Source organism: Agreia pratensis, assembly GCF_900177685.1.
GTDB lineage: Bacteria > Actinomycetota > Actinomycetes > Actinomycetales > Microbacteriaceae > Agreia > Agreia pratensis.
Window position 1 is genome coordinate 572,669 of the sequence record NZ_FXAY01000001.1, and the last position, 24,097, is coordinate 596,765.

At 66.5% G+C, this 24,097-nt stretch carries 18 protein-coding genes; 6 read left to right on the forward strand and 12 right to left on the reverse strand.

The annotated features are described in order from the left end of the window. Positions 1 to 7: 7 nt before the first annotated feature. The 5 genes from B9Y86_RS02750 to chvE all read right to left on the reverse strand — a co-directional run bounded on the left by B9Y86_RS02750 (position 8) and on the right by chvE (position 6,542). Complete coding sequence (locus B9Y86_RS02750) at positions 8 to 1,204, reverse strand: ROK family protein (protein ID WP_085482693.1); 1,197 nt, start codon at positions 1,202 to 1,204, stop codon at positions 8 to 10. 52 nt (positions 1,205 to 1,256) lie between these two features. Further along, positions 1,257 to 2,489: an ROK family transcriptional regulator gene (locus tag B9Y86_RS02755; protein WP_244894601.1), complete on the reverse strand. Its 1,233-nt coding sequence runs from the start codon at positions 2,487 to 2,489 to the stop codon at positions 1,257 to 1,259. Between the two features lie 44 nt (positions 2,490 to 2,533). Beyond that, positions 2,534 to 3,745, reverse strand: a complete 1,212-nt coding sequence (gene mmsB / locus B9Y86_RS02760; RefSeq protein WP_085482697.1) for a multiple monosaccharide ABC transporter permease — start codon at positions 3,743 to 3,745, stop codon at positions 2,534 to 2,536. Between the two features lie 6 nt (positions 3,746 to 3,751). Next, entirely contained in the window at positions 3,752 to 5,317 is a 1,566-nt protein-coding gene (gene mmsA / locus B9Y86_RS02765) for a multiple monosaccharide ABC transporter ATP-binding protein (RefSeq protein ID WP_085482699.1), read from the reverse strand. 97 nt (positions 5,318 to 5,414) lie between these two features. Continuing rightward, complete coding sequence (gene chvE / locus B9Y86_RS02770; protein ID WP_085482701.1) at positions 5,415 to 6,542, reverse strand: multiple monosaccharide ABC transporter substrate-binding protein; 1,128 nt, start codon at positions 6,540 to 6,542, stop codon at positions 5,415 to 5,417. Positions 6,543 to 6,940: 398 nt separating this feature from the next. Here chvE and xylA point away from each other — a divergent pair, with 398 nt between their 5' ends. Both xylA and B9Y86_RS02780 read left to right on the forward strand, forming a co-directional pair. After that, entirely contained in the window at positions 6,941 to 8,134 is a 1,194-nt protein-coding gene (gene xylA / locus B9Y86_RS02775) for a xylose isomerase (RefSeq protein ID WP_085482703.1), read from the forward strand. Positions 8,135 to 8,282: 148 nt separating this feature from the next. Then, the gene (locus B9Y86_RS02780) at positions 8,283 to 9,686 is read left to right on the forward strand and encodes a xylulokinase (protein WP_085482705.1); all 1,404 of its coding nucleotides are present in this window, start codon (positions 8,283 to 8,285) and stop codon (positions 9,684 to 9,686) included. Between the two features lie 91 nt (positions 9,687 to 9,777). On the opposite strand, the gene araA is transcribed toward B9Y86_RS02780, so the two are convergent. The 5 genes from araA to B9Y86_RS17710 form a co-directional block, all read right to left on the reverse strand. Beyond that, entirely contained in the window at positions 9,778 to 11,295 is a 1,518-nt protein-coding gene (gene araA, locus B9Y86_RS02785) for an L-arabinose isomerase (protein WP_085482707.1), read from the reverse strand. Next, a complete protein-coding gene (locus tag B9Y86_RS02790; RefSeq protein ID WP_085482709.1) occupies positions 11,292 to 12,014 on the reverse strand; it encodes an L-ribulose-5-phosphate 4-epimerase in 723 nt (240 codons plus the stop codon). The genes araA and B9Y86_RS02790 overlap by 4 nt, the downstream gene beginning before the upstream one ends. Beyond that, on the reverse strand, positions 12,011 to 13,687 hold the full coding sequence (araB, locus tag B9Y86_RS02795; RefSeq protein ID WP_085482711.1) for a ribulokinase: 1,677 nt from the start codon (positions 13,685 to 13,687) through the stop codon (positions 12,011 to 12,013). The genes B9Y86_RS02790 and araB overlap by 4 nt, the downstream gene beginning before the upstream one ends. Positions 13,688 to 14,003: 316 nt before the next feature. Further along, the gene (locus B9Y86_RS17705) at positions 14,004 to 15,053 is read right to left on the reverse strand and encodes a LacI family DNA-binding transcriptional regulator (protein ID WP_244894602.1); all 1,050 of its coding nucleotides are present in this window, start codon (positions 15,051 to 15,053) and stop codon (positions 14,004 to 14,006) included. Next, positions 15,020 to 15,676 (reverse strand): hypothetical protein, encoded by a 657-nt coding sequence (locus B9Y86_RS17710; RefSeq protein WP_228515232.1) that lies wholly within the window; start codon positions 15,674 to 15,676, stop codon positions 15,020 to 15,022. Before B9Y86_RS17710 ends, B9Y86_RS17705 begins: the two co-directional genes overlap by 34 nt. 161 nt (positions 15,677 to 15,837) lie before the next feature. On the opposite strand from B9Y86_RS17710, the gene B9Y86_RS02805 reads away from it, so the two are divergent. The 3 genes from B9Y86_RS02805 (at position 15,838) to B9Y86_RS02815 (ending at position 19,790) form a co-directional block, all read left to right on the forward strand. Next, complete coding sequence (locus tag B9Y86_RS02805; protein ID WP_176223204.1) at positions 15,838 to 16,422, forward strand: hypothetical protein; 585 nt, start codon at positions 15,838 to 15,840, stop codon at positions 16,420 to 16,422. Beyond that, entirely contained in the window at positions 16,419 to 18,974 is a 2,556-nt protein-coding gene (locus B9Y86_RS17810) for a winged helix-turn-helix domain-containing protein (protein ID WP_085482717.1), read from the forward strand. Before B9Y86_RS02805 ends, B9Y86_RS17810 begins: the two co-directional genes overlap by 4 nt. 63 nt (positions 18,975 to 19,037) lie before the next feature. Then, positions 19,038 to 19,790, forward strand: coding sequence for an ArsR/SmtB family transcription factor (locus tag B9Y86_RS02815; protein WP_085482719.1), 753 nt, complete (start codon positions 19,038 to 19,040; stop codon positions 19,788 to 19,790). A gap of 73 nt (positions 19,791 to 19,863) precedes the next feature. Here the strand turns inward: B9Y86_RS02815 and B9Y86_RS02820 are convergent, their stop codons facing one another. Together B9Y86_RS02820 and B9Y86_RS02825 are read right to left on the reverse strand one after the other, a co-directional pair. Continuing rightward, positions 19,864 to 21,198 carry an O-acetylhomoserine aminocarboxypropyltransferase/cysteine synthase family protein gene (locus B9Y86_RS02820; protein ID WP_244894603.1) on the reverse strand — a complete coding sequence of 445 codons (1,335 nt, stop codon included), beginning with the start codon at positions 21,196 to 21,198 and terminating at the stop codon, positions 19,864 to 19,866. Continuing rightward, positions 21,195 to 22,409: a MalY/PatB family protein gene (locus B9Y86_RS02825; protein WP_085482723.1), complete on the reverse strand. Its 1,215-nt coding sequence runs from the start codon at positions 22,407 to 22,409 to the stop codon at positions 21,195 to 21,197. The genes B9Y86_RS02820 and B9Y86_RS02825 overlap by 4 nt, the downstream gene beginning before the upstream one ends. A 98-nt stretch (positions 22,410 to 22,507) precedes the next feature. On the opposite strand from B9Y86_RS02825, the gene B9Y86_RS02830 reads away from it, so the two are divergent. Further along, entirely contained in the window at positions 22,508 to 23,950 is a 1,443-nt protein-coding gene (locus tag B9Y86_RS02830; RefSeq protein ID WP_085482725.1) for an NtaA/DmoA family FMN-dependent monooxygenase, read from the forward strand. Positions 23,951 to 24,097 lie beyond the last annotated feature (147 nt).

The following is a 24,097-nucleotide window of genomic DNA, read 5'->3' on the forward strand; positions in this document are numbered from 1 at the left end:
TTTTCGACTACCCGAGTGCACCTGCGGGGTCGGCGAGCACCGGGCCGAACGCGAGTTCGGCCGCTCCGACCATGAGGAGGCGCGTGCGCAACTGCGCGCGCTCGACCGTCACCTCGTCTCCGAGAGAACCGAACGATGCACGGCGGATTCCCGCCTGCAAGCGCTCCGGATTCGCCGCGAACAGCGACCCGAGGAACCCACCGAGAATGATCGATGAGGGGTTGAAGATCGACACGAAGTTGCCGAGCGCCGTGCCGAGCACATCGAGCTGGCGGTCAATCTCAGCGCGAACGGTGTCGTCGGCCGCAGCGACCAGCATGCGATCGAACTCGTCACCGTCGACGGGTGCGGTGCCCAGCGCCTCGAGGAGTCGGGCCAGATTGACCTCGGTCTCGAGGCATCCGCTCTTTCCGCAGAAGCACGTGACCCCGCTGCTGTTCACGAGCGTGTGGCCGAGCTCACCGGCATAGCCCTGAGCGCCGCGCAGGGCGTTGCCAGCCACCAGCACGCTTCCGCCGATTCCCGAGGTCGAGCCGTTGAGGTAGACGATGTCCTCCACGCCGCGCCCCGCGCCGAACAGGCTCTCAGCAACCAGCCCGAGTTGGGCGTCGTTCGCCGCGAAAGCCGGGATGCCGAGAGCCTCTGCGATCGGCCCGGCCAGCGGCTGGTCGTTCCAGAGCAGGTGGGGCGCCAGGGTGACGACGCCGTCGGAGCTGCGCACCAGCCCGGGCACCGCGATGCCCACGCCCGCGATGTGCTGGTCGGCAGCGAGTCCGGCGACGAGTGCCGCGACCTCGCGCTGCACGATCGAGACAGTCTCCTCGAGTCCAGGCGCCCGCGATGTCTCGTGGCGAACGCGCGTGAGTACACGGCCACCCAGCTGCACCAGACCGATGGTGATGGCATCGAGGTCGGGATTCACCGCAACGGCGAGGAGACGATCGGTGAGATGAACGAAGGGACTGGGCCTGCCGACCGTGCCCGGATCGGTCTGCTGGGTCTCGTAGACCAGGCCGAGATCGCCCAGTTCACCCACGAGCGCGGCGATCGTCGATCTATTCAGGCCCGTGGCGCGGGTGAGCTCGGCCCGGGTGCGCGATCCGCCGTGGTGCAGCAGTGTGAGCACCGTAGAGAGGTTGTATCGCCGCGTCTGGTCATTGCTGTTGCCGACTCTGCTGAGGGGGGCGGGCTGCTCGACACTCACGTGCTCCCCCTCGCCGACCGCGGCCGGCCGCTGCTGTCACGTCTATTCTGACTCACCCGCGAGGCTGATCCGCCCGCCCGGCGGCGCCACGAGCGAAGCCGGCGGGGTCGTCGAGCAGACCCGCGAAGGCGAGTTCCGCCGCCCCCACCATGATGATGCGCGAGCGCAGACTGGCCTTTTCGATGACCACGCTGTGACCCATGCTGCTCATGGAACGCAAGCGCACGGCATCCGCCAGCCTTTCTCGCCCGACGCTGAGCAGCGAGGCGAGGAACCCGCCCAGAATCACGATCTCGGGATCGAACATGTTCACGAAGTTCGAGATGGCCTCGGAGAGCATGTCGATCTGCCGCTGCACTTCTCGCATGACCTTCGGGTCGCGAGAGACGCCGAGCGCTATCTCGAGCTCGTCTTGATCGGCTCTGGCCAGTTTGAGCACGGCGAGCAGCCGGCTGAGGCTCACCTCGGTCTCGAGGCACCCGGTGCGACCGCAGTGACAGCGCGAACCCGTGTTGTTCACCAGGGTGTGGCCGAGCTCCCCCGCGTAACCGCTCGTTCCTCGCAGCGGCGATCCGCCGATGATCAGTCCGCCGCCGATACCGCTCGCGCTGCCGTTGAGGTAGACGAGATCGTCCATGCCCCGCGCGATGCCGAACAGACTCTCGGCGATGGCGCCCAGGCTCGCATCGTTGCCGGCGAAGACCGGGTAGTCCAGCGCCTTGGTGAGGGCCGCGGCGAGAGAGGCGTCGCGCCATCCCAGGTGGGGGGCGATGAGCACACGGCCGTCGTTGGAGTTCACCAGGCCGGGAACAGCGACGCCCACACCGGCGACTCTGAAACTGGATTCGATCTCGCCGCGCATACCGTCGACGATCGCCTTGACGACGTTGACCGTCTCGTGCACGGTCGGCACCCGCACGGTGTCGTATCGGATGCGACGAATCACCTCGCCGCCGAGCCCCACGATGCAGACGGTGATCGCATCGACGTCGGGATAGACGGCGAGCGCCACGATGGCCGGATTCGGGAACACCTGCACGCTGGGGCGACCGACCCGACCGGAGACCGATTCGGGCTCGCCCTCGAAGGCGAGCCCGAGCTCGACCAGTTCGGCTACCAAAGCGCCGACGGTCGACCGATTCAGTCCCATTCGCCGCGTGATCTCGGCCCGCGAACAGCCACCGGAGTGGTGGATGAGCGTCATGACCATCGAAAGGTTGTAGCGCCTGAGCTGGTCGTTGCTCGAGCCTCCCCTGCTACCGAGGGCGGGTAATGCCGTACTCACTCGACTTCACCCTTCCCTCGTGGTCTCGATATGCGGTCTCCGGATCAGCGGCCGCCCGCGCGCCGCTTGTTGAAGATATCGAATGCTACGGCCAACAGCAGAACGAAGCCCTTGATGGCCATCTGCCAGGCGGCATCGACCGACAGGATAGACAGACCCATGTTGAGAACGCCCATGACGAGACCACCGATGACGGCTCCGACAACGGTTCCCACGCCACCCTGCACGGCCGCGCCTCCGATGAAGACGGCCGCGATCGCATCCAGTTCGTAGTTCTGACCGGCCGAGGCGACGGCGCCGCCGGCTCGAGCGGTCGAGACGACACCGGCGAGGCCGGCGAGAATGCCCATGTTCACGAAGATGAGGAAGTTGACCCGCTTCGTCTTGACGCCGCTCATGACGGCGGCGAACAGGTTGCCACCCATGGCGTAGACGTGACGGCCGAACACCGAGCGGTTGAGCAGGAAGGTGTAGAGCAGGATCAGAACGGCGAGGATGATCAGGATGATCGGGGTTCCGCTGTAGTCGGAGAGCAGCCAGGTGAACGCGAGGATGGCGACCGCGGCGATGCCGTTCTTGATCCAGAACGACACCATCGGCTCGCGCGGCAGGTCGAGCTTGCGCAGGGTGGCCCGCGAGCGCAGGCCTTGAGCCAGCAGCACGACAACGGTAAGGATGCCGAGCACCAGTGTGAGCACATCGCGGCCGGCGACCTCGCCGAGCCAGGAGGGAAGCCATCCTGCACCGATCGCGGTGAACTCGGCGGGGAGTCCCGAGATGGTTCCGCCGGTGAGCAGCACGAGCGTGAGTCCACGGAAGATGAGCATGCCCGCGAGCGTCACGATGAAGGCGGGTATGCCGACATAGGCCACCCAGAAGCCCTGCCAGGCGCCGACCACTGCTCCCACGACCAGCGCGAGAATGACGGCGGCCCACCATGGGAAGCCCCATGAATTCATGCTGATCGCAGAGACGGCGCCGACCATGGCGACGACGGAGCCGACCGAGAGGTCGATGTGTCCCGCGATGATCACGATGACCATGCCGATCGCGAGAATCAGAACATAGGCGTTCTGCTGGATCAGGTTGTTCACGTTGCCGGGCAGCAGGAGGCGGCCGTTCGTCATGATCTGGAACAGGATGACGATGACCGCGAGAGCCGCGAGGATGCCGTACTGCCTGAAGTTGATCGAGAGCTTCGGAATGCGCCGTTTGCTCGGCACCGGGGGTGTGATGGTGGGGGTTGTCGTGCTCATCGGGGGTCAGTCCTTTCCCGCGGTCATGTAGTGCATAAGGGTTTCCTGGGATGCGTTCTCTCGGGAAACCTCACCGGTGAGTTTTCCCTCCGAGATCGCGTAGATTCGATCGGCGAGCCCGAGCAACTCGGGCAACTCGCTCGAGATGACGACCACGGCTTTGCCCTGGGCCGCGAGCTCGTTGATGATGCCGTAGATCTCGTACTTCGCGCCCACGTCGATGCCGCGGGTGGGTTCGTCGAGGATCAGGACGTCGGGGCCGGCGAAGATCCACTTCGACAGCACGACCTTCTGCTGATTGCCGCCGGAGAGCTTGCCCGTGATCGAGGCGACACTCGGCGCCTTGATGTTCATCTTCTCGCGATAGGAGTCGGCCACCTTGTACTCGCGGTGGGAGTCGACGACGCCGGCTTTGGCGAGCTTGCCGAGGGCCGCGGCCGACACATTCACCTGGATGTCGCCGATCAGGTTGAGCCCGTACTTCTTGCGGTCTTCCGTGGCGTAGGCGAAGCCGTTGTGGATCGCCTCGTCGACGGTGCGGTTCTGGATCTCGACGCCGTTCTTGTAGATGCGACCCGAGATGTTGGTTCCGTAGGAGCGGCCGAAGATGCTCATGGCCAGCTCGGTTCGACCAGCGCCCATGAGGCCAGCGAAGCCCACGATCTCGCCGGCGCGAACGGTGAACGACGCGCCGTCGACCACGAGTCGCGACGTGTCGACCGGGTGGTAGACGGTCCAGTCCTCGACCCGCAGCACCTCTTCTCCGATGTTGGAATCGCGCGGCGGGAACAGGCTGTTGAGATCGCGGCCGACCATGGCCCTGATGATGCGCGCCTCTGTCGCGTCTGGCCCATCCATCGGAATGGTCTCGATCGTCTTGCCATCGCGGATCACCGTGACGGTGTCTGCAATCCTCTTGATCTCCTTCAGCTTGTGGCTGATGATGATGCAGGTGATGCCCTGCATGCGCAGGTGATCGATCAGGCTGAGCAGATGAGCCGAGTCCTCGTCGTTGAGGGCTGCGGTGGGCTCATCGAGAATGAGCAGCTTCACCCGCTTCGACAGCGCCTTGGCGATCTCGACGAGCTGCTGCTTGCCCACGCCGAGTTCGAGGATCTTGGTCGCGGGATTCTCGTCGAGGCCTACCCGGGCGAGCAGCAGTGCGGCCTCACGGTTGGTCTTGTTCCAGTCGATCACACCCCGGCTCGAGAGTTCGTTGCCGAGGAAGATGTTCTCGGCGATCGACAGGTAGGGGCTCAGCGCGAGCTCCTGGTGGATGATCACGATGCCTTCGTGCTCGCTGTCGTTGATGGTTCTGAAGGCCACCTCGTGGCCCTCGAACTCGATCGAGCCGCCGAAGCTGCCCGCGGGATACACCCCGGAGAGCACCTTCATCAGGGTCGACTTGCCCGCGCCGTTCTCGCCGCAGATCGCGTGGACCTCGCCTCGCCGAACGGTGATCGAGACACCATCGAGCGCCTTCACTCCACTGAAGTCCTTGACGATGTCGTTCATGCGCAGAATCACGTCGTGCTGCTCGACGTCGTCGATCACGCTGTCCTGGATGCTCATCGGGCTCCCTCCATTTCACATCTGTATGAGATCGCCGGCCCCGGGCCGACGGAGAAGGTCGGCCCCGCCACTGTGGCGGGGCCGACCGGGTGGATCGTTAGAGACCGACGTCGGACGCCTTGAGGAAGCCGGAGTCGATCAGCTTCGTCTGAACGTCGTCCTTGACGACGACCTCCGGGTCGAGCAGGTACGAGGGAACGACCTTGTTGCCGTTGTCGTACGTCTTGGTGTCGTTGACCTCGACCTCGTCGCCGGCTGCGATCGACTTGATCATCTGGAAGACGCGGTCGCCGAGGGCGCGCGTGTCCTTCCACACGGTCATCGACTGCTCTCCGTCGAGGATCGCCTTGACGTTGGCCTTGTCGGCGTCCTGTCCGGTGATGATCGGGTAGGAGCTGCCCGGCGCGTAGCCGGCGGACTTCAGCGAAGCCTCGATACCGATCGCGAGGCTGTCGTTCGGCGAGAGAACGACGTTGACCTTCTGGTCACCGGTGTAGAACGAAGACAGGCGGTTGTCCATCTCGGCCTGCGCCTTGTCGCTCGCCCAGCCCTGGATGCCGATGGAGGCCCAGTCGTCGTCGCTCTTGGGAGCCTTGCCGCTCGGTACGACCAGCTGGCCCTTCTCCACGTACGGCTGCAGAACATCCCAGGCACCGGAGAAGAAGAACTTCGCGTTGTTATCGTCGGGGCTGCCGGCGAAGGGCTCGAGGTTGAACGGGCCCTTGCCGTCCTTCAGTCCGAGCTGGGTTTCGATGTACTGGCCCTGCAGGGTGCCGACCTTGTAGTTGTCGAAGGTGGCGTAGTAGTCGACGTTGTCGGTGCCGTTGATGAGGCGGTCGTAGGCGATGACGGTGGCTTTCTGCTTCTTGGCCTCGTCGAGCACGGGGGCGAGGACCTTGCCGTCGATGGCCGCGATCACGAGGATCTTCGAGCCGCCCGCGACCTGGTTCTGGATCTGGCTGATCTGCTGGTCGGTCTTGTTGTCTGCGTACTGCAGGTCGACGGTGCAGCCGGCGTCCTCGAGGGCCTTCTGCAGTTGTTCGCCGTCGTTGATCCAGCGCTCGAGCGAACGCGTGGGCATCGAGATGCCGACGTTGCAGTCCTTGATCGCATCGCCGGATGCGCCGTCGGTCGTCGCGGGGCTACTCGAACACGCGGCGAGTGACAGTGCCACCGCTGAAGTGGCGAGAACGGCCAGAAGCCGTTTCGTGGTTGTCGTGGTCATGGTGCTTTCCTCTCTGAATGCTGCCAGGGTCCGGCCCGATCGATGGGGGCCGACGTCACAAGCGGAGGAAGACTGCCTGTCGACAGTTACTCCCTCGTAACGGGGCATCGCTGTGATAGCCCCGGTCGTTTTCACGACCTTTGTTGACGGAGCGAACATATCCCACGACATCGATGTGCGTCTACGCAATTCCGCGATCTCGATATCGAGGCGGCGAGGTCACGGTGAGATGTGACCGTTCACACTGCGGAAAATCAGGGGCGGCGCGTATTAGTTTGCGGAGATAACAATTCGATCTCGGAGAAAACGACCGGCTCAGATCTGGCCCGCGGGGGCCGAAACTGATATGTTTTCGACAGCAACAATTCACCAACGACGTTGAAAGACGGGTATCCACCATGGCTCTCGAGCCCACACGCGACGACAAATTCTCCTTCGGACTCTGGACCATCGGCTACAACGGAGCCGATCCCTTCGGCGGTCCCACACGCGCCCCCCTCGACGTGGTCGAGGCCGTTCACAAGCTCAACGAGCTCGGCGCCTACGGCCTCACATTCCACGACGACGACCTCTTCGCCTTCGGCTCCACCGACGCAGAGCGCCAGACGCAGATCGACCGCCTCAAGCAGGCGCTGGCCGACACCGGCGTGATCGTGCCGATGGTCACCACCAACCTGTTCTCCGCCCCGGTGTTCAAAGACGGCGGCTTCACCTCGAACGACCGCGGCGTTCGTCGCTTCGCGCTGCGCAAGGTTCTGCGCAACATCGACCTGGCCGCCGAATTGGGCGCCAAGACCTTCGTCATGTGGGGTGGCCGCGAGGGCGCCGAGTACGACTCCGCCAAGGACATCCGCCAGGCCCTCGAGCGCTACCGCGAGGCCGTCAACATGCTCGGCGACTACGTCACCGACAAGGGCTACGACATCCGTTTCGCCATCGAGCCCAAGCCCAACGAACCGCGCGGCGACATCCTCCTGCCGACCCTCGGCCACGCACTGGCGTTCATCAACACGCTCGAGCGTCCCGAGCTCGTGGGCGTGAACCCCGAAGTCGGCCACGAGCAGATGGCCGGACTCAACTTCGCCGCCGGCATCGCCCAGGCGCTGTACCAGGGCAAGCTGTACCACATCGACCTCAACGGCCAGCGGGGCATCAAGTACGACCAGGACCTCGTGTTCGGTCACGGCGATCTGCAGAACGCCTTCGCCCTCGTCGACCTGCTCGAGAACGGCGGCCCGAACGGCGGACCCGCGTATGACGGCCCCCGTCACTTCGATTACAAGCCCTCCCGCACCGAAGACATCACCGGGGTCTGGGACTCGGCAGCCGCGAACATGCGCACCTACCTGCTGCTCAAGGAGCGCGCGGCCGCGTTCCGCGCCGACCCCGAGGTGCAGGAGCAGCTCGCCGCGTCGCGCGTTCTCGAACTGTCGCAGAACACGCTGGGCGACGGCGAGAGCTACGACGATCTGCTGGCCGATCGCAGCGCCTACGAGGAGTTCGACACCGACGCGTACTTCAACGGCAAGGGCTTCGGCTTCGTGCGCCTGCAGCAGCTGGCGCTCGAGCACCTGCTTGGCGCGCGCGGCTAGTTCTTCAGCTCCACCCCCTCCTCGCTGATCGAGTAGCTGCGCGAGGAACGAGCCAGCGTATCGAGATCACCCCACCGGTGGTCTCGATACGTGCCGCTCGTTCCTCACGGCACTACTCGACCGGCGCTGACTTCTAAGGAAACACATCATGCCCCTCGTCGCCGGCGTCGACTCGTCCACCCAGAGCTGCAAGGTCGTCATCCGCGACGCCGAGACCGGCGCGCTGGCGCGCATGGGCCGCGCGCCGCATCCGGACGGCACCGAAGTCGACCCGGCCGCGTGGTGGCAGGCCCTGCGGCAGGCGCTCACCGCGGCGGGCGGGCTCGACGACGTGGCCGCTCTGGCCGTGGCCGGCCAGCAGCACGGCATGGTCGCTCTGGATGCCGAGGGCCGGGTCATCCGCGACGCCCTGCTCTGGAACGACACACGTTCCGCGCCCGCCGCCACCGCGCTGATCGCGGAGTTCGGCGCCGACGAGCTGGCGCGACGCACCGGAAGCGTGCCGGTGGCATCGTTCACCATCACCAAACTCCGCTGGCTGCGCGACGCCGAGCCGGCCAACGCCGAGCGCGTCGCCGCGGTGGCCCTCCCCCACGACTGGCTGACATGGCGGCTTCGCGGCTTCGGCCCCGCCGACGACGAGACCAGCCCGCTCGGACCGGTGCTCTCCGAGCTCACCACCGACCGCTCCGACGCCAGCGGAACCGGCTACTTCGACTCCGTCACGGGCGATTACGACCGTGAACTCCTCGTCGCCGCCCTCGGCCACGACTGCATCCTGCCCCGCGTTCTCGGCCCCGCCGAGTCGCCCGGAAAAACCCCGTCGGGCGTGCTTCTGGGCGCGGGTGCCGGCGACAACGCGGGCGCCGCTCTCGGCCTGGGCGCACGGGCAGGCGACGTCGTCGTGTCGATCGGCACGAGTGGCACCGCCTTCGCCGTGACCGAGACTCCCGTCAACGACACCACGGGTACCGTTGCCGGCTTCGCCGACGCGAGCGGCTTGTCGCTGCCGCTCGTCGCCACCCTCAACGCTGCGCGCATCCTGGATGCGACGGCTCGGCTTCTCGGCGTCACCCACGACGAGCTCGGCACGCTCGCCCTCGAGGCGGAGCCCGGCTCGAAGGGCCTCGTTCTGCAGCCGTACTTCGAGGGCGAACGAACTCCCAATCTTCCCGATGCCACTGCCACGCTCTTCGGCATGACGCTCGCGTCGACCACCCGGGAGGGCCTGGCGCGTGCCGCGATCGAGGGACTCCTGTGCGGCTTGGCCGACGGGGTCGCAGCCGTGACGGCGCTCGGCGTGCAGGCGGAGCGGCTGCTGATCATCGGAGGAGCCGCCCTGAACCCGGCCGTGCAGGCGATCGCAGCCCAGGTCTTCGAGCTGCCCGTGAGCATCCCGACCCCTGGCGAATACGTGGCCGACGGCGCCGCGACCCAGGCCGCCTGGGTTCTGACGGGTACGCGCCCGTCGTGGAAGGTGGCCACGGTGGCGACGCCCACTCCCGACTACCGCCCGATCATCCGGCAGCAGTACGCCGCCCACGCGGTCTGAGTCGCGCGACGTCGTCGTAGCGGGTACCGCTGCGGACAAGAGGTACCGGCGCACCGGGTCATACTGACCGCGCCGGTACCTGCTGTCTGCGCTAGATCGCCTGGGCCAGGCGGTAGTAGGCCGCGTTCCAGCGCACCTCTTTGGCGAACTCGCGCAGCTCGGTGTTCTCGTCGATGACGAGCAGCTCGGTCTTCGCGATCTCGGCGAAGTCCTGGAACACCTCGAGTCCGAGAGCCGTCGACATCACCGTGTGGTGAGCGGCACCGGCCGTGAGCCAGGCAGCGGCCGAGGTCTGGAAGTTGGGCTCGGGCTTCCATACGGCGCGGCCGACGGGCAGCTTCGGCAGCGGAGCCGTGGGCTGCACGACCTCGACAACGTTGGCGACGAGGCGGAAGCGGTCGCGCATGTCGGAGAGCGCGACGACGACGGCGGGGCCGGAGTCGGCCGTGAAGACCAGGCGAACCGGGTCGTCTTTTCCGCCGATGCCGAGCGCGTGGATCTCGAGCGTGGGCTTCGTGGTCGTGAGCGACGGGCTGACCTCGAGCATGTGGGCACCCAGGATGAGCTCCGCCCCGGGGGTCATGTCGTAGGTGTAGTCCTCCATGAGGCTGGCGCCACCCGGAAGGCCCGCGCCCATCACGTTGGCGGCGCGCACCAGAACGGCCGTCTTCCAGTCGCCCTCGGCGCCGAAGCCGTAGCCCTCGGCCATGAGGCGCTGAACGGCGAGACCCGGAAGCTGCTTGAGGCCGCCCAGGTCTTCGAAGCTCGTCGTGAAGGCAGAGAAGCCGCCGGCCTCGAGGAAGGAGCGCAGCCCCAGCTCGATGCGGGCGCCGTCGCGCAGCGACTCGTGGCGCTCGCCATCCTTGCGGAGTTCGGGCACGACGTCGTAGAGCTCTTCGTATTCCGCCACGAGAGCGTCGACAGCGGCATCGCTCTGCGCATCCACGGCCTCGACCAGCTCGTTGACGCCCCAGGTGTTGACCTGCACGCCGAACCGCAGCTCGGCCTCGGTCTTGTCACCCTCGGTGACTGCGACGTAGCGCATGTTGTCGCCGAAGCGGGCGAGCTTCATCTCGTGCGTGGCCGCCCAGCCTGCAGCCGCACGGCTCCAGTCGGAGATCTGCTTCTGCACGCTCGGGTCGGTGACGTGGCCGACGACGGTCTTGCGGGCGACGCCGAGGCGGGCCTGGATGTAGCCGAACTCCCGGTCGCCGTGCGCGGCCTGGTTGAGGTTCATGAAGTCGAAGTCGATCTCACCCCAGGGCAGCTCGACGTTGGCCTGCGTGTGCAGGTGCAGTAGAGGCTTGCGCAGCAGGTCGAGACCCGTGATCCACATCTTGGCGGGCGAGAAGGTGTGCATCCAGGCGGTGACGCCGATGACCTTGTCGTTCGCGTTGACCTCGAGCGCCATGCGGCGGATCGCGTCGGAGTCGGTCAGCACCGGCTTCCACACAATGCGCACCGGGATGCCGGTGGACGCCTCGAGAGTGTCGGCGATCGTCTTCGACTGCTCGGCTACCTGGCGGAGAGTCTCTTCTCCGTAGAGTCCCTGGCTTCCGGTGAGGAACCAGATCTCGTAATCGTCGAGAGAGGTGCGGAGTGTGCTCATGCGAGGGATCCTTCGGGGTTCTGTCCGTAGACGTTCTGGTAGCGATCGAAGAGGGAGTCGATCGCGGGCTCGGGAATCTCGACCGGGGCGCCGAGCTGACGGGAGATGTGCACGGTGCGGGCGACGTCTTCGACCATGACGGCGGCCTTCACCGCGTCGCGAGCGTCTTTGCCGATCGTGAAGGGTCCGTGGCTCTTCATGAGCACGGCGCGCGAGCGGTGGCCCTTGAGCGTCTCGACGATGCCGCGGCCGATCGAGTCGTCGCCGATGATCGCGAACGGACCGACCGGAATCTCTCCACCGAACTCGTCGGCCATGGCCGTGATGACGCACGGGATGGGCTCGGCCCGGGCGGCCCAGGCGACCGCGTAGGTGGAGTGCGTATGCACCACTCCCCCGACCTCGGGCATGTGCCGGTAGACATAGGCGTGGGCAGCGGTGTCGCTCGAGGGAGAGCGGTCGGAGCCGGGCGTGCCGGGGATGACGTTGCCGTCGAGGTCGCAGAGAATCATGTTCTCTGGCGTCAGCGCGTCGTAGTCGACGCCCGACGGCTTGATCACGAACAGCTCGGCACCCGGAACACGTCCCGAGATGTTGCCGCCGGTCCAGATGACGAGGCCGTAGCGCACCAGCTCGCCGTGGAGTCGGGCGACGTCGTCGCGGACGCGCGCGATCGCATCCTGGATCTCGGGCGAGAAATCGATAGCTGAGTCGCTCACGCGAGGGCCTTCTTTCTGGCGGTCTTCAGCCGCTTCATCACGTCATTGGCTCCACGACCGAAGTAGTCGTGCAGCTCGGAGTAGTCGGCGTAGAGCGCGTCGTAGGCATCGGCGTTCGCCTCGTTGGGCACGTAGACCGCCTCGTCGAGGCGGCCCATCGCGTCGCTTGCGGCGAGCACATCGGGGTAGGCGCCCGCTGCGACGGCGGCGTGGATGGCGGAGCCGAGCGCGGGGCCCTGGGTGCTGGCGAGAATCGAGATCGGCAGGCGCAGGATGTCGCTGTAGGTCTGCATGAGGAACGCGTTCTTGATGAGGCCGCCGGCCACGATGAACTCGGTCACCTCGACACCGGAGGCGTTGAACGTCTCGATGATCTTGCGCGTGCCGAACGCGGTCGACTCGAGCAGCGCGCGGTAGATCTCCTCGGCGCGGGTCGCGAGCGTCTGGCCGACGAGCAGGCCCGAGAGCTCGGTGTCGACAAGAACGGAACGGTTGCCGTTGTTCCAATCGAGGGCCAGCAGTCCGTGGCCGCCGACCGGCTGGTGTTCGCTGAGCTCGGTCAGATACTGGTGGATGCTGATGCCGCGCGCGTCTGCCGCCTCGCGATAGTGGGCGGGCACCTGGTTCTCGACGTACCAGGCGAAGATATCTCCCACGCCCGACTGGCCAGCCTCGTAGCCGTAGAGGCCCGAGACGATGCCGCCGTCGACGACGCCGCACATTCCCGGAACCTCTTTGAGGATGTCGGAATTCATCACGTGACAGGTGGACGTGCCCATGATGGCGACCATCTGTCCCGGCTTCACGGCGCGAGCGGCGGGGGCCGTCACGTGGGCGTCGACGTTTCCTACGGCCACCGCGATGCCCTCGGGCAGACCGGTCCACGCCGCGGCCTCGGCGGAGAGCCGGCCCGCGGCATCCCCCAGCTGGCCGATGCGGTGCTCGACCTTGCTGCTGGCGAAGTCTGCGAAGTCGGGGTTGAGCGCTGCGAGGAAGTCGGACGACGGGTACTCGCCGTCCTGCCAGATTCCCTTGTAGCCGGCGGTGCAGGCGTTGCGCACGTACTCGCCGGTGAGCTGCCAGACGATCCAGTCGGCGGCCTCGACCCAGTGGTCCATGCGGTTGTAGAGCTCGGGGTCTTCTTCGAGCAGCTGGAGGCCCTTGGCGAATTCCCACTCGCTCGAGATGAGTCCGCCGTAGCGCGGAAGCCAGGCCTCGCCGCGCTCTTCTGCGACCCGGTTGATGCGGTCTGCCTGGGGCTGGGCCGCGTGGTGCTTCCAGAGCTTCACGTAGGCGTGGGGGCGGTCGGCGTATTCGGGCAGCTCATTGAGCGGCGTGCCGTCTGCCAGGGTCGGAACCATCGTGCAGGCGGTGAAGTCGGTGCCCACGCCGATCACCTTCGACGGGTCGATGCCCGCCTCGGCGAGTGCGGCGGGCACGGTGTGCTTCAGCACGTCGACGTAGTCGCTCGGCACCTGCAGGGCCCACTCGGGCGGCAGGGCGGCACCGGATGCGACGAGCGTGCGATCCATGACAGCGTGCGGGTATTCGAGAACACCGCTGCCCAGTTCGGCGCCATCGCTGACGCGCACCACGACGGCACGACCGGAGAGGGTTCCGTAGTCGATGCCGACGACGTAGCGTTCGTCGTCGTTCGTGTCGGCAGTACTCATCGGGGGAACTCCTTCGTTCGTTCTCACGCGGTGGATCCGGCGAATGTGACCGTTCACATTGCCGTGTTCATGTTACCCGAGCGCCGCCTCGAGATGTCAAGTGCGACGCCCGCGCGCAGCCGGTGTATTCGCGCCTGGCCGGCCGCGCGCATCCATGTGTCGCATATCGACCTTCGGGGGCGACCCGAGCGTCGATATGCGCCACATCGTGATGCCCCACTCGATCGATATGGCAAGGATCGACCTAAACCGGCGCGTTTGGGTCGATATGCGCCACATCGCCAAGAGCGAGGGAGCGGTTATGCGGCGCTGATGCTCAGAGCGCGCGGGGTGGCGCCGTCGATGACCGCACGATGAGGTCGGGCACCAGTGCGCGCTCTTCTGCAGGGGTGCTGCGGATCGCGGCGAGGAGCAGCCCGATGCAGCGCCGCCCGAACTCGTCGAAGTCCTGTCGCACCGTGGTGAGCGGCGGCCAGAAATGCGCGGCCTCGGGAATGTCATCGAAGCCGACGACGCTGACGTCACCCGGAACATCCAGCCCCGCATCGCGCAGCGCGTGCAACAGGCCGAGGGCCATCTGATCGTTCGACGAGAACACCGCCGTCGGCCCGCCCTCGCGGGCGATTCTCTGCCCGGCGGCGTAGCCCGACTCGGGGGTCCAGTCACCGACGAGCGGTTCGACCCGGGGCAACCCCGCGGCCTCCAGCTCCGCATGGAACCCCACGATGCGCGCCTCCGCCTCGATCCAGTCGAGCGGGCCGGCCAGGTGCTGGATGCGTGTGTGCCCGAGCTCGATCAGATGCCTCGTCGCCCGCCTGGCCCCCGTGATCTGGTCGACCGAGAGCGCGTGGTCGCCCTGCCGACCTGTGGACTGCATCGTGACGAAGGGAAGGTCGAGCCCGCGCGACACCAGAGCGTCGAACACCCGGACCTGAGGCGCGATGACCACGAGCCCCTCGATACCGAGGTCGAGCAGATGTGTGAGCGCCGCCTCGATCTCACCGACATCGGAGCCGTCGACGTTGACCGTGTTGACGAAGTAGCCCTCGGCGCGAGCTGCGCGTTCGATCGCCCGAATACTCGAGGCCGGCCCGTATTGGGCGCTCGACGCCGAGAGCACTCCGAGGGTCGCCGACCGTGAGGTCACGAGCGCCCGCGCAGCCCGGTTGGGTCGATAGTTCAGCTCGCCCATCACAGCGAGCACACGCTCGCGGGTCTCGGGTCGGATGCTCGGGTGCGCGTTGAGTACGCGCGAGACGGTCTGATGCGACACCCCCGCAAGGCGGGCGACATCGCGAATGCTCGGAGCCCGCCCGGATGCCGGCGCCTGACTCACTCGGCCCGGCGCAGGGCGTGCGCCATCCACCACCACGCCAGGAGGCCGGCCGCCGCGTACACGACGATCGAGACGAGAGTGCCCAAGATCGCAATAGCCGCCACGATGCCCACTGACTCTGCACCGGCGCCCGACCCCGAGCCGCTCAGAGCCGACGCGCTGAAGACGACGGTCATCAGGGGGCCGGCAACAGGCGAGAGAACACTCGACATGATCAGTCCCGTGCCGAGCAGAATGCCGGAGGCGCTCCACGCCACCGCCCACGGTCTGGCGACCCCGACGGACGCGATCATGGCCTTGCCGATCCAGATTCCCGCCCAGCACACGGCGAGGCCCACAACCATCGTGATCATCAGGACGGCCACGGCGACCCACCCCTGCTCCGGGGCGAGGCCGACCGCGGCGAGCATCTCGTCGACGGGGCGGTATGTGCCACTCAGCGACGGCGACAGGAACTCCCAGATGAGCCACATGCTCGCGACGATGAAAAAGAGAATGGCCGCAAGCGACATGATCGAGAGGCCAGCGGTGAGGACAGTATTCGACACAGCTCCCGCGATGAAGACGCGGTTGCGCTGCGCCTTCGGCAAGGGCGGACGAACGACGCGCTGATTCGGGTACGCGAAGGCGGGGGGCTGACTCAGCTGGCTCATACGAACTCCTGTCTCGCGCTTTCTCGAAAGGATACCGGCTGGTCGCGACTCCGCACGGGCCGGTAGCGTCGAGGCACGCTGTGTATCCGGAGGTGTTTAATAAGGCATCATGACCACATGGGACTTTTCGGATTCGTGCCGATCGACGCCCCTCTCCTGACGTGACGAGAACCGGGAGCGCACCAAGAACCGTGTCGGCGTGGAGTACGTCGATGCTGCTGCAGTGCGCGGCATTCGGCGCCGTCACCGCCGTACTCATCGTGGCGCTGGGGCCGCTGACCCACTCGATTGCTCTCGTCTCCCCCGTCGTCTATTCGCTGGTCGGCTCGGTCTCGTCACTCGGCCCGCTGGTGGCCGCGCGGTGGATCCGGGCCCCGGGTTCTCTGCTGCTCACGGCTCTCGTCGCAAGCCTCCTCGCGCTGCCTTTCACCGCCCTCGGCTTCCTGATCGTTGCTGCCCTCGGTCTTCCCGCGCTGGCGGCAGAACTCGTTCTTCTCGCGAGCAGGTTCTACCCGCGACCGCGCGAGGCGTTCTGGTATCTGGCCTCCGCCGTTCTCGCGCTCGTTCTGTTCACCATCTCTCTGGTCGTCATCGATCCGGCCGTGATGTCTCCGTGGGTCGTCGTCTTCACCTTCATCGGTCGGATGCTGTCGGTGCTGTTGCTGGCGGCCGTCGCGGTGCGCATCGAGCAGGCCCTGTCGCGCGCCGGGATCCGCCGTCGATATCGCGGGCGGACCGGCTCATGACGGTGTGGGGTGCGCCTCGGCTACCGCCAAAGCTGGTGCAGAGGCCCGGCCTCGTCTCGGTCATCGAATCGGCAGCGCCTCTCGTGATCGTGCATGGCCCGGCGGGCGCCGGGAAGACCTCGCTCCTCGCCGAATGGGCCGCCCACACGGTGCAGTGCGGCGTCTGGGTGCAGTTGGAGACGAAGGACACCTCTGGGCCGGCCGCGGTCTCGTTGATCGCAGCAGAGCTGTCGGCAAGCGCCATGCTCGCCGAGACCAACCCTCTGCGACTCGCCGACGCCGCCCTGGTCGGCGGAACGGACGAGTGGTCTCTGCTCAGGCGCGGATTGCAGTCGCTCGGTCATGACATCGTTCTGGTGGTCGACCAGGCCGATCTTCTGAACGCCGAGGCCCTCGCGTCTCTTCTCGCGGTGCTCGCCCGCGTGCCCCGTCTGCGCCTCGTGCTCTCGGCTCGGCGCATCTCGGTCGTCGATGCGTCTGGTCCGGTACTCGCCGCGGAACGGGCGGTGATCGGATGGCGCGAGCTCATGTTCTCCCGCGAGGAGGCGCGCGCCGCTCTCGGCGCCGACGAGCCCGAACAGCTCGTCGACGAGATCCTGCGCTGGGGAGGCTCGCCCCTGCTCACGCGGGCCGTAGCGGCCTCGGCACCGGGGGCATCCGACGCCGCAGCCCGGGTCGCGCGCGCGGTCGACACCTACGAGAGCTATCTGTGGGCCAACGCCGGTTCGGGTGAATCGGCGACGCGCGACGACGAGTACCGTTCGTTTCTCCTCGCGATCTCGGTCGCCGACGTCCTCACCGAATCGCTCGCGCAGGAGTTGTCGGGATCGGACGACGCCGCAGCTCTTCTCGTCCGCGCTGAGCAGGATGGGTTGGGGCTGTGGCACGGAGACACTCGCGACAGGGTCTTCACTCTGACGCCTCTGCTTCGCGAGTCCTTCCTCCATGAGTTGACGCGCGCCGATCGTGGTTCGCTCAAAGGGCTTCGCCGCCAGGTTGCGCTGTGGTCGCACAGGCACGGCCGCCCCTACGAAGCTCTCGAGTTCGCCATGCATGCTCGCGATCTCACTCTCGCATCGACGATCGTGCGCGACTCCGCATTTCTCCTGCTGCGCAATCATCCCTCGCAGGTCATCGAACTCTTCTCGAAGACTCCGATGCTGGCGCTCAGACAGCATCCGTTGCTCGCCATGCTGCTGGCACTCATCTTCAATGCGCGCAAGCAGCATCGGCTGCGTGCGATCGAACTGTTCGGCCTGGCAATCGCCTCGTCGCGTATTCAGGGCGATCGCGCCGACCCGCCCGACCGTGCCCTCTTTCGCACCATCGAGAGTGCCTCGCTCAGGGTTCTCGGTTCGTTCGAAGCGTCGCTCGCGGCCGCGGAGGTCGCCTACGAGACCCTCATCGTCATGAGCCTCGAAGACAGAGCTCTGCTCGGTCGGCTCGTGCCCGTGCTCTTCACCCACATCGGCACGAGCTTCTTCTACAACGGCCGCATGGACAAGGCGATGGACTGCTTCCGTCGGAGCGCATCCATCGGCGAGGCCGAGAACCTGCCGGCCGGACTCGAGGGGCTTGCGCTCGAGGCGGGGGCGGCCGCGATCACGGGCGACCTCGTGACCGCCGCAGATCGCTCGGCGGATGGCGCTCGCCGATCGTGGCCGGACGGCTGGATCAACGGATACGCGGGAAGCTTCTATCGCATAGCGAACGCCTTCATCGCTCTGGAGCGGTTCGATGCCGACACTGCCGATATGCATGTGCGCTCGCTCGACAAGCACAGGCCCACCATCGAGCACTGGCCGATTCTCGCGCACCTCGATGCGCTCATCGCCCTGTTCCGAGGAGACGTCGATCGGGCACTGCTCGACTTCGAGCGTGAGGTCGACACGCGTCTGAGCCGCTCGGCTCTCGGACCTTTCACCGCAGCCCGACTCAAGACGACTCGATCGCTGCTGTATCTGGCGGCCGGCGATGCGGATGCCGCGGAGGAAGCGCTGGTCGTGCAGGGCAGACGCGGTCAACGCGACACGGTGGCCCTGGCTCGGATATCTCTGGCGCGCGGCAATCCCGACGAGACCCTAGAACTACTCGAGCGGCATCCACACGGAACCGACCAGACTCCTCGTGTCGAGGCCGAGATGCTCGTTCTGCGCGCGGCAGCACTTGTCGCCACCGGTCGTGACGAGGGCTCCGCCGCCACGCTCCGAGCTGCGCGCTTTCTTCGACACAGCCGCCAGGCTCTCGCGTTCGCCCTCATCCCCGCGGAGCATCAGCGCTCGATGCTGACGGAGATGAGCTCGATCGAACCCTCGCTCGGTGACGCTCCGTCGCTCATTCCCCTCGCGCCGACGCGCATCCCGTTGACGTCGCGAGAGGAGGCCGTCGCTGAGCAGCTGGTGCGCTTCTCATCGGCTTCAGACATCGCCGCGGCGCTGGTGGTGTCGCCGAATACCGTCAAGTCACAGCTGCGGTCGCTCTATCGCAAGCTGGGCGTGTCGAACAGGGCCGATGCGATCGCCGCTGTGAGCGCGCGTCGTCATACGCGCTGACGATAAATCACCGGGGCTCTCGACCCCTTGACAAGTGACCATATGGTCACCTAATTTCTGTCTATGGACGAGGTTTTTCGGGCACTGGCCGACCCCACACGGAGAGCGATCCTCGACGCGCTCTTTCTCGAGGACGGCCAGTCGCTGGGTGCACTCGAGACACGATTCGAGATGAGTCGCTTCGGCGTGATGAAGCACCTCGGGATCCTGGAGGATGCCCGACTCGTGACGACTCGACGACGAGGCCGCGAGAAGCTGCACTTTCTCAATCCCGTGCCCATCCGGCTCGTACACGACCGGTGGACGAGCAAATACGCAGAACCCTGGGTCGCCGCGCTGAGCGACCTCAAGACAGAACTGGAGAGAACCGTGGAGAAGGTATTCGAGATCTACATCCGCACGACGCCCGAGCGTCTCTGGCAGGCGGTCACCGATTCGGAGATCCGCAGCGTCTACAACTTCGGCAACCGCATCGAGTCGGACTTCACCGAAGGCTCGAGCTACACGCAGACCAACCCGAAGGCCAACGCTCCGCTCGGAGACGGCGTCAATCTGGTGGTCGACCCTCCGCGCAAGCTGGTGCAGTCGATGCACGCCCGCTGGAGCGACGAGGTCGAGGCCGAGGGCACCACGCGCATCACCTGGGATATCGAACAGGTCGGCGACTCGTGCCGACTCGTGGTGACCCACGACGAGCTGCGCGAGGGAGCGAACGAAGAGCTCTATGGCGGCTGGCCGATGATCCTGTCGGGCCTGAAGACCTACCTCGAGACGGGCGAGAAGCTCACCACACCGGGGTCGCTCATGTACACCTAGGCCGGGTCTCGATACGGCCGCGGGCGGCCTACTCGACCAGCGCGAGCCGTGCGCCGGAGCCGACGTACCGAGATCAGCTGACGCGGGCCAACGCCTGGTCGAGATCGGCGATGAGGTCGTTCACGTCCTCGATGCCGATCGACAGCCTGACCAGGCCATGGCCGATGCCGAGCCGCTCGCGCAGCTCCTCGCTGAACGAGATGTGCGTTGTGGTCGCCGGGTGCAGAGCCATCGACCTCACGTCACCGATGTTCGTCATGCGGCTGATCACGCGCAGCCCATCGAGAAACGCCTGAGCACCTGCCGCTCCCCCTCGCACGGTGACGGCGAAGACGGATCCTGTGCGACCACCGTAGAGCCGCTGCGCCAACTCGTGCGCGGGGTTCGATTCGAGCCCGGCGAAGTCGACGCTCTCGACCTTCGGATGCTGCTCGAGCCATCTGGCGATGGTCACCGAGCTGTCGAGGTGGCGCTCCATGCGCAGCGACAGGGTCTCGATGCCCTGATGCAGCAGAAACGAGTTGAACGGCGACAGTGCCGGACCGATGTCATTGACCACCGCTTCGCGGGCGAGGCGCGCGTAGCCGGTTCGGCTGTATCGCTCGAGAAGCGACTTCGCAGCGGAGCCCTGGGGTTCGGTCAAGAGCGGATAGCGCCGCTCGGACGCGGCCCAGTCGAACGTGCCGCCGTCGACGATCGCGCCGGAGAGACCCGCACCGTGGCCGGAGAGAAACTTCGTCGACGAGTGCACGACCACCGCGGCGCCGTACTCGATGGGGCGGATCACGTATGGCGACGCGATCGTATTGTCGACGACGAGCGGGATGCCGTGCCGTGCAGCGACCCGGGCGACCTGCTCGATGTCGACGATGTCGTTCTTGGGGTTCGGAATCGTCTCGGTGAAGATCGCCTTTGTGTTGGGCTGGATGATCCGATCCCACTCGTCGTCGTCGGCCGTGTTCCACACGTAGTCGACAGAGACGCCGAAGCGGGCGAAGCTGCGCCCGAAGAGCACCCGCGTTCCGCTGTAGATGCTCGCGGTCGAGACGATGCGCTCGCCGTTCTCCGCGAGCGCGAGCAGGGCCGCCGTGATGGCCGCCTGGCCCGACGAGACGACGATCGCCTCCGAGCCTCCTTCGAGCGAGGCGATGCGCTTTTCGGCCACCGCGCCCGACGGGTTGCGCTGCCGGGAGTAGATGAGCCCGTCAGCGTCTCCCGAGAACCGGTTGCGGGCGTCGTCGAACGAGTCGAAGCGGTAGCCGGCGGTCATCGCGATAGGCGAGACGCGGGCTCCGGCGTTCAGGTCGTCGTACTCGCCGGCATGAACTTGGCGGGTGTCGAAGCCGTAACCCTGCCAGTCATACTCCGGTGCTGCGACGTCGGTCGAGGGCTGGGTGTCGTCTGTCACGAAATGCTGCTCTCTGTTGCGTAGAGGTGGGGTGCTGGGCGGGAAAGACATCGGCGAACGGCGGCTGCCATCTCGATGACCGCCTGCTCGAGGATCGGCCTCGGCATGGCGAAGATGATGCGGGCATAGCCCTCATAGCCACGACCGCAGAGCGCGCCGTCGGTCAGAGTGACCCCGGCCTCCACTCGAAAGAAGTCGGCGACCGAGCCCTCGATCTCGAGATCGGAACAATCGAGCCAGGCGATGTATGTCGCATCCGGAATCGTGTACCGCACCTCGGGCAGATGCTCGGCGAGCAGTTCTGCGAGCAGTCGTCGGTTGCCGTCGAGGTAGTCGACGACCTCTCCCAGCCACTCGCGCCCCTCGGTGTAGGCGACGGTCGCGGCGATGACTCCCGGAGTCGCCGCACCGTGCATGACCGCGAATCCGAAGGTCTGGTAGAGCTCTTCGTCGGCGGTGTTGGAGGTGATCAGTTGGGCGGTCTTGAGACCCGGCAGATTCCAGGCCTTCGATGCCGAGGTCGACGTGATCGTGTGTCTCGCCGTGATCTCGTTCACCGACGCATAGGGGATGTGCGCGACCCCCTCGTAGCGCAACGGCGCATGGATCTCATCGGCGAAGACCCGACCATTGTGACGATCGACGATGGCCGCGATCGCCTCGAGCTCGTCGCGCGTCAGCACGGTTCCCGTGGGGTTCTGCGGGTTGCAGAGAATGAGGGTGCGGGCTCCCGCATGGAACGCCGCCTCTATACCGGCTAGGTCGTGCTGCCAGCGGCCGGTGCGGGCGTCGGTCACCCCGGGAACCTCGAAGACCTCGCGGCCGAGGGTGGGAACGAAACTGAGGAACGGCATATAGGCCGGTGTGGGAATGATGACGCCCGTGCCCGCCGGCGAGAACTTGGTGATGGCGACTTCGAGCGCCGCCATCACGTCGGAGACGGCGTGCACGTTCTGCCACGGAAAATCCCACCCGTACTCGTCGCGGTGCCATGCAGCCGTGGCCTTGCCCATCTCGTGCGAGGTGGCGGGCGCGAGGTAGCCGAGGTTTCCGTCGTCGATGGCCTGGTGCAGAGCCCGGGTCACCTGCGGCGCGGTTCCGAAGTCCATCTCGGCCACCCATGCCCCGATGGTTCCGGGATGCAGGCTCCACTTGCGACTGGAGGGGATGCTCAGCTCGGCACGGGTGATGCGGTCGAAGGCGTGAGTCATGCAGCGATCGTACGGACTGCACCCCGCGGACCGCCTCTGCTTTACGTCATGTGTCATCGGCGCTCGGCTTCGCCTGAGCGCGCGCCTATCGTCGTCGCATGACCACCCCCACGCCCGCGCGCACGTTCGAATGCAATGGACAGCTGGTTCTGGGGGCGATGGTGCGCACACTCGGCGCGTTCCCGTCTGGCTGGCGCTACCCGGGAGCCCACAAGAACCCGGCGAACGATCCCGCCGCGCTCAAGCGACTCGCACGCACCGCAGAGAAGGCCGGCCTCGACTTCCTCTTTCTCGGCGACTGGCTCTCGTCGAGTTCCGACCTCGAATACACCGAGCCTTCGCTGCTCGCGCGCATCGATCCATTCAGTTCGGCCGCGTACCTCGCCGCGGTCACGAATCGCATCGGACTCATCGCGACGGCCAGCACCGCGCATTCCGAGCCGTATGCGATCGCCCGGGCTGCGGCATCCATCGACCGGCTCTCGGGAGGCCGCTTCGGACTGAACCTCACCGTGGGCACCGACCCGAGGGCGAGCGCCAACTTCGGCAGAACGGATGCCGGCGGCTCCGACGACAATCGCTTCGAGACCGGGGTCGAGTTCGTGCGGCTGCTGCGCAGCCTCTGGGACAGCTGGGACGACGACGCGGTCGTGGCCGACGCCAAGCGCGGGATCCTCGTGGATCACTCACTCGTCGACCCGATCGATCATCAGGGGCGGCGCTTCAGCGTCGCGGGCCCGCTCAACGCCCTGCGTCCCGTGCAGGGCCAGATTCCGGTGGTGCACGCGGGAGTCTCTGTGCGAGCCCGCGAGTTCGCGGCGGCGCATGCCGACATCCACGTGGTCGCGCCGTCGAGCCTCGGCGACGCCGTGACGTTCTATCGGCAGGCCAAGCAGCGCGCGGTCGCGGCCGGCCGCGCTCCCGGCGACGTCACGATCGTCACGCCCATCCTGCCCATCGTCGGCGAGACCCGGCAGGCGGCGTTCTCGCTCTACGACGAACTCGTCGAGCTGGTGCCGCTCGACGACGGCTCGCCGCGCGACCCGTCGCTCGGGTTTCCACAGAACCGCTCTGCTGCGACCTTCTTGCGCTCGGTGGGGCTTCCTCTGCTGGAGCGCTCCGTCGACGAGCCCGTCTCGATCGCTACCGCCGAGCGGTTCAACGCGGTCGGGCAGCGCCTGCTCGAGGTCGTGCAGTCGAGGGCGGGTCGCACGGTCGGAGGCGCTCGGCCTGTGACCTTCCGGCACCTCATCGTGGCGCAGGCCGTGCCAGCACCCATCGTCGTGGGGTCGGCGACAGACATCGCCGATCACCTCGAGAGGTGGTTCCGGGCGGGCGCCGCCGATGGCTTCGCTATTCAGAGCGCGTTTCTGCACGAGCAGTTCGATGCGTTCGCCCAGCTCGTCGTGCCCGAACTGATCGGCCGGGGGCTGATGAACGAGGGCTACGACGCGAAGACCCTGCGAGGCCACCTGCGCCTCACGAAGCCCGTTCGCCAAGCCCCGGTGGCCCCCGAGGTCGCACCGAACTGGGTGATCTGACGCCTCGTCGCCCGTCAGTAGTGCCCGGTGCGGACAGAAGGTACCGGCACACCGGGCGCAACTGTCCGCACCGGGCACTACTGGCCCATCGGGCGGCGTCAAGCCGAGTTACGTCCTGTGTCATGCGTGACCTTCTGTGTCACGCAC

What these genes read in the sequence shown, in the direction of transcription:
- mmsB (WP_085482697.1), bottom strand. Translation starts at nt 3,745, where the DNA reads ATGAGCACGACAACCCCCACCATCACACCCCCGGTGCCGAGCAAACGG.
- mmsA (WP_085482699.1), bottom strand. Translation starts at nt 5,317, where the DNA reads ATGAGCATCCAGGACAGCGTGATCGACGACGTCGAGCAGCACGACGTG.
- chvE (WP_085482701.1), bottom strand. Translation starts at nt 6,542, where the DNA reads ATGACCACGACAACCACGAAACGGCTTCTGGCCGTTCTCGCCACTTCA.
- xylA (WP_085482703.1), top strand. Translation starts at nt 6,941, where the DNA reads ATGGCTCTCGAGCCCACACGCGACGACAAATTCTCCTTCGGACTCTGG.
- B9Y86_RS02780 (WP_085482705.1), top strand. Translation starts at nt 8,283, where the DNA reads ATGCCCCTCGTCGCCGGCGTCGACTCGTCCACCCAGAGCTGCAAGGTC.
- araA (WP_085482707.1), bottom strand. Translation starts at nt 11,295, where the DNA reads ATGAGCACACTCCGCACCTCTCTCGACGATTACGAGATCTGGTTCCTC.
- araB (WP_085482711.1), bottom strand. Translation starts at nt 13,687, where the DNA reads ATGAGTACTGCCGACACGAACGACGACGAACGCTACGTCGTCGGCATC.
- B9Y86_RS17710 (WP_228515232.1), bottom strand. Translation starts at nt 15,676, where the DNA reads ATGAGCCAGCTGAGTCAGCCCCCCGCCTTCGCGTACCCGAATCAGCGC.
- B9Y86_RS17810 (WP_085482717.1), top strand. Translation starts at nt 16,419, where the DNA reads ATGACGGTGTGGGGTGCGCCTCGGCTACCGCCAAAGCTGGTGCAGAGG.
- B9Y86_RS02815 (WP_085482719.1), top strand. Translation starts at nt 19,038, where the DNA reads ATGGACGAGGTTTTTCGGGCACTGGCCGACCCCACACGGAGAGCGATC.
- B9Y86_RS02825 (WP_085482723.1), bottom strand. Translation starts at nt 22,409, where the DNA reads ATGACTCACGCCTTCGACCGCATCACCCGTGCCGAGCTGAGCATCCCC.
- B9Y86_RS02830 (WP_085482725.1), top strand. Translation starts at nt 22,508, where the DNA reads ATGACCACCCCCACGCCCGCGCGCACGTTCGAATGCAATGGACAGCTG.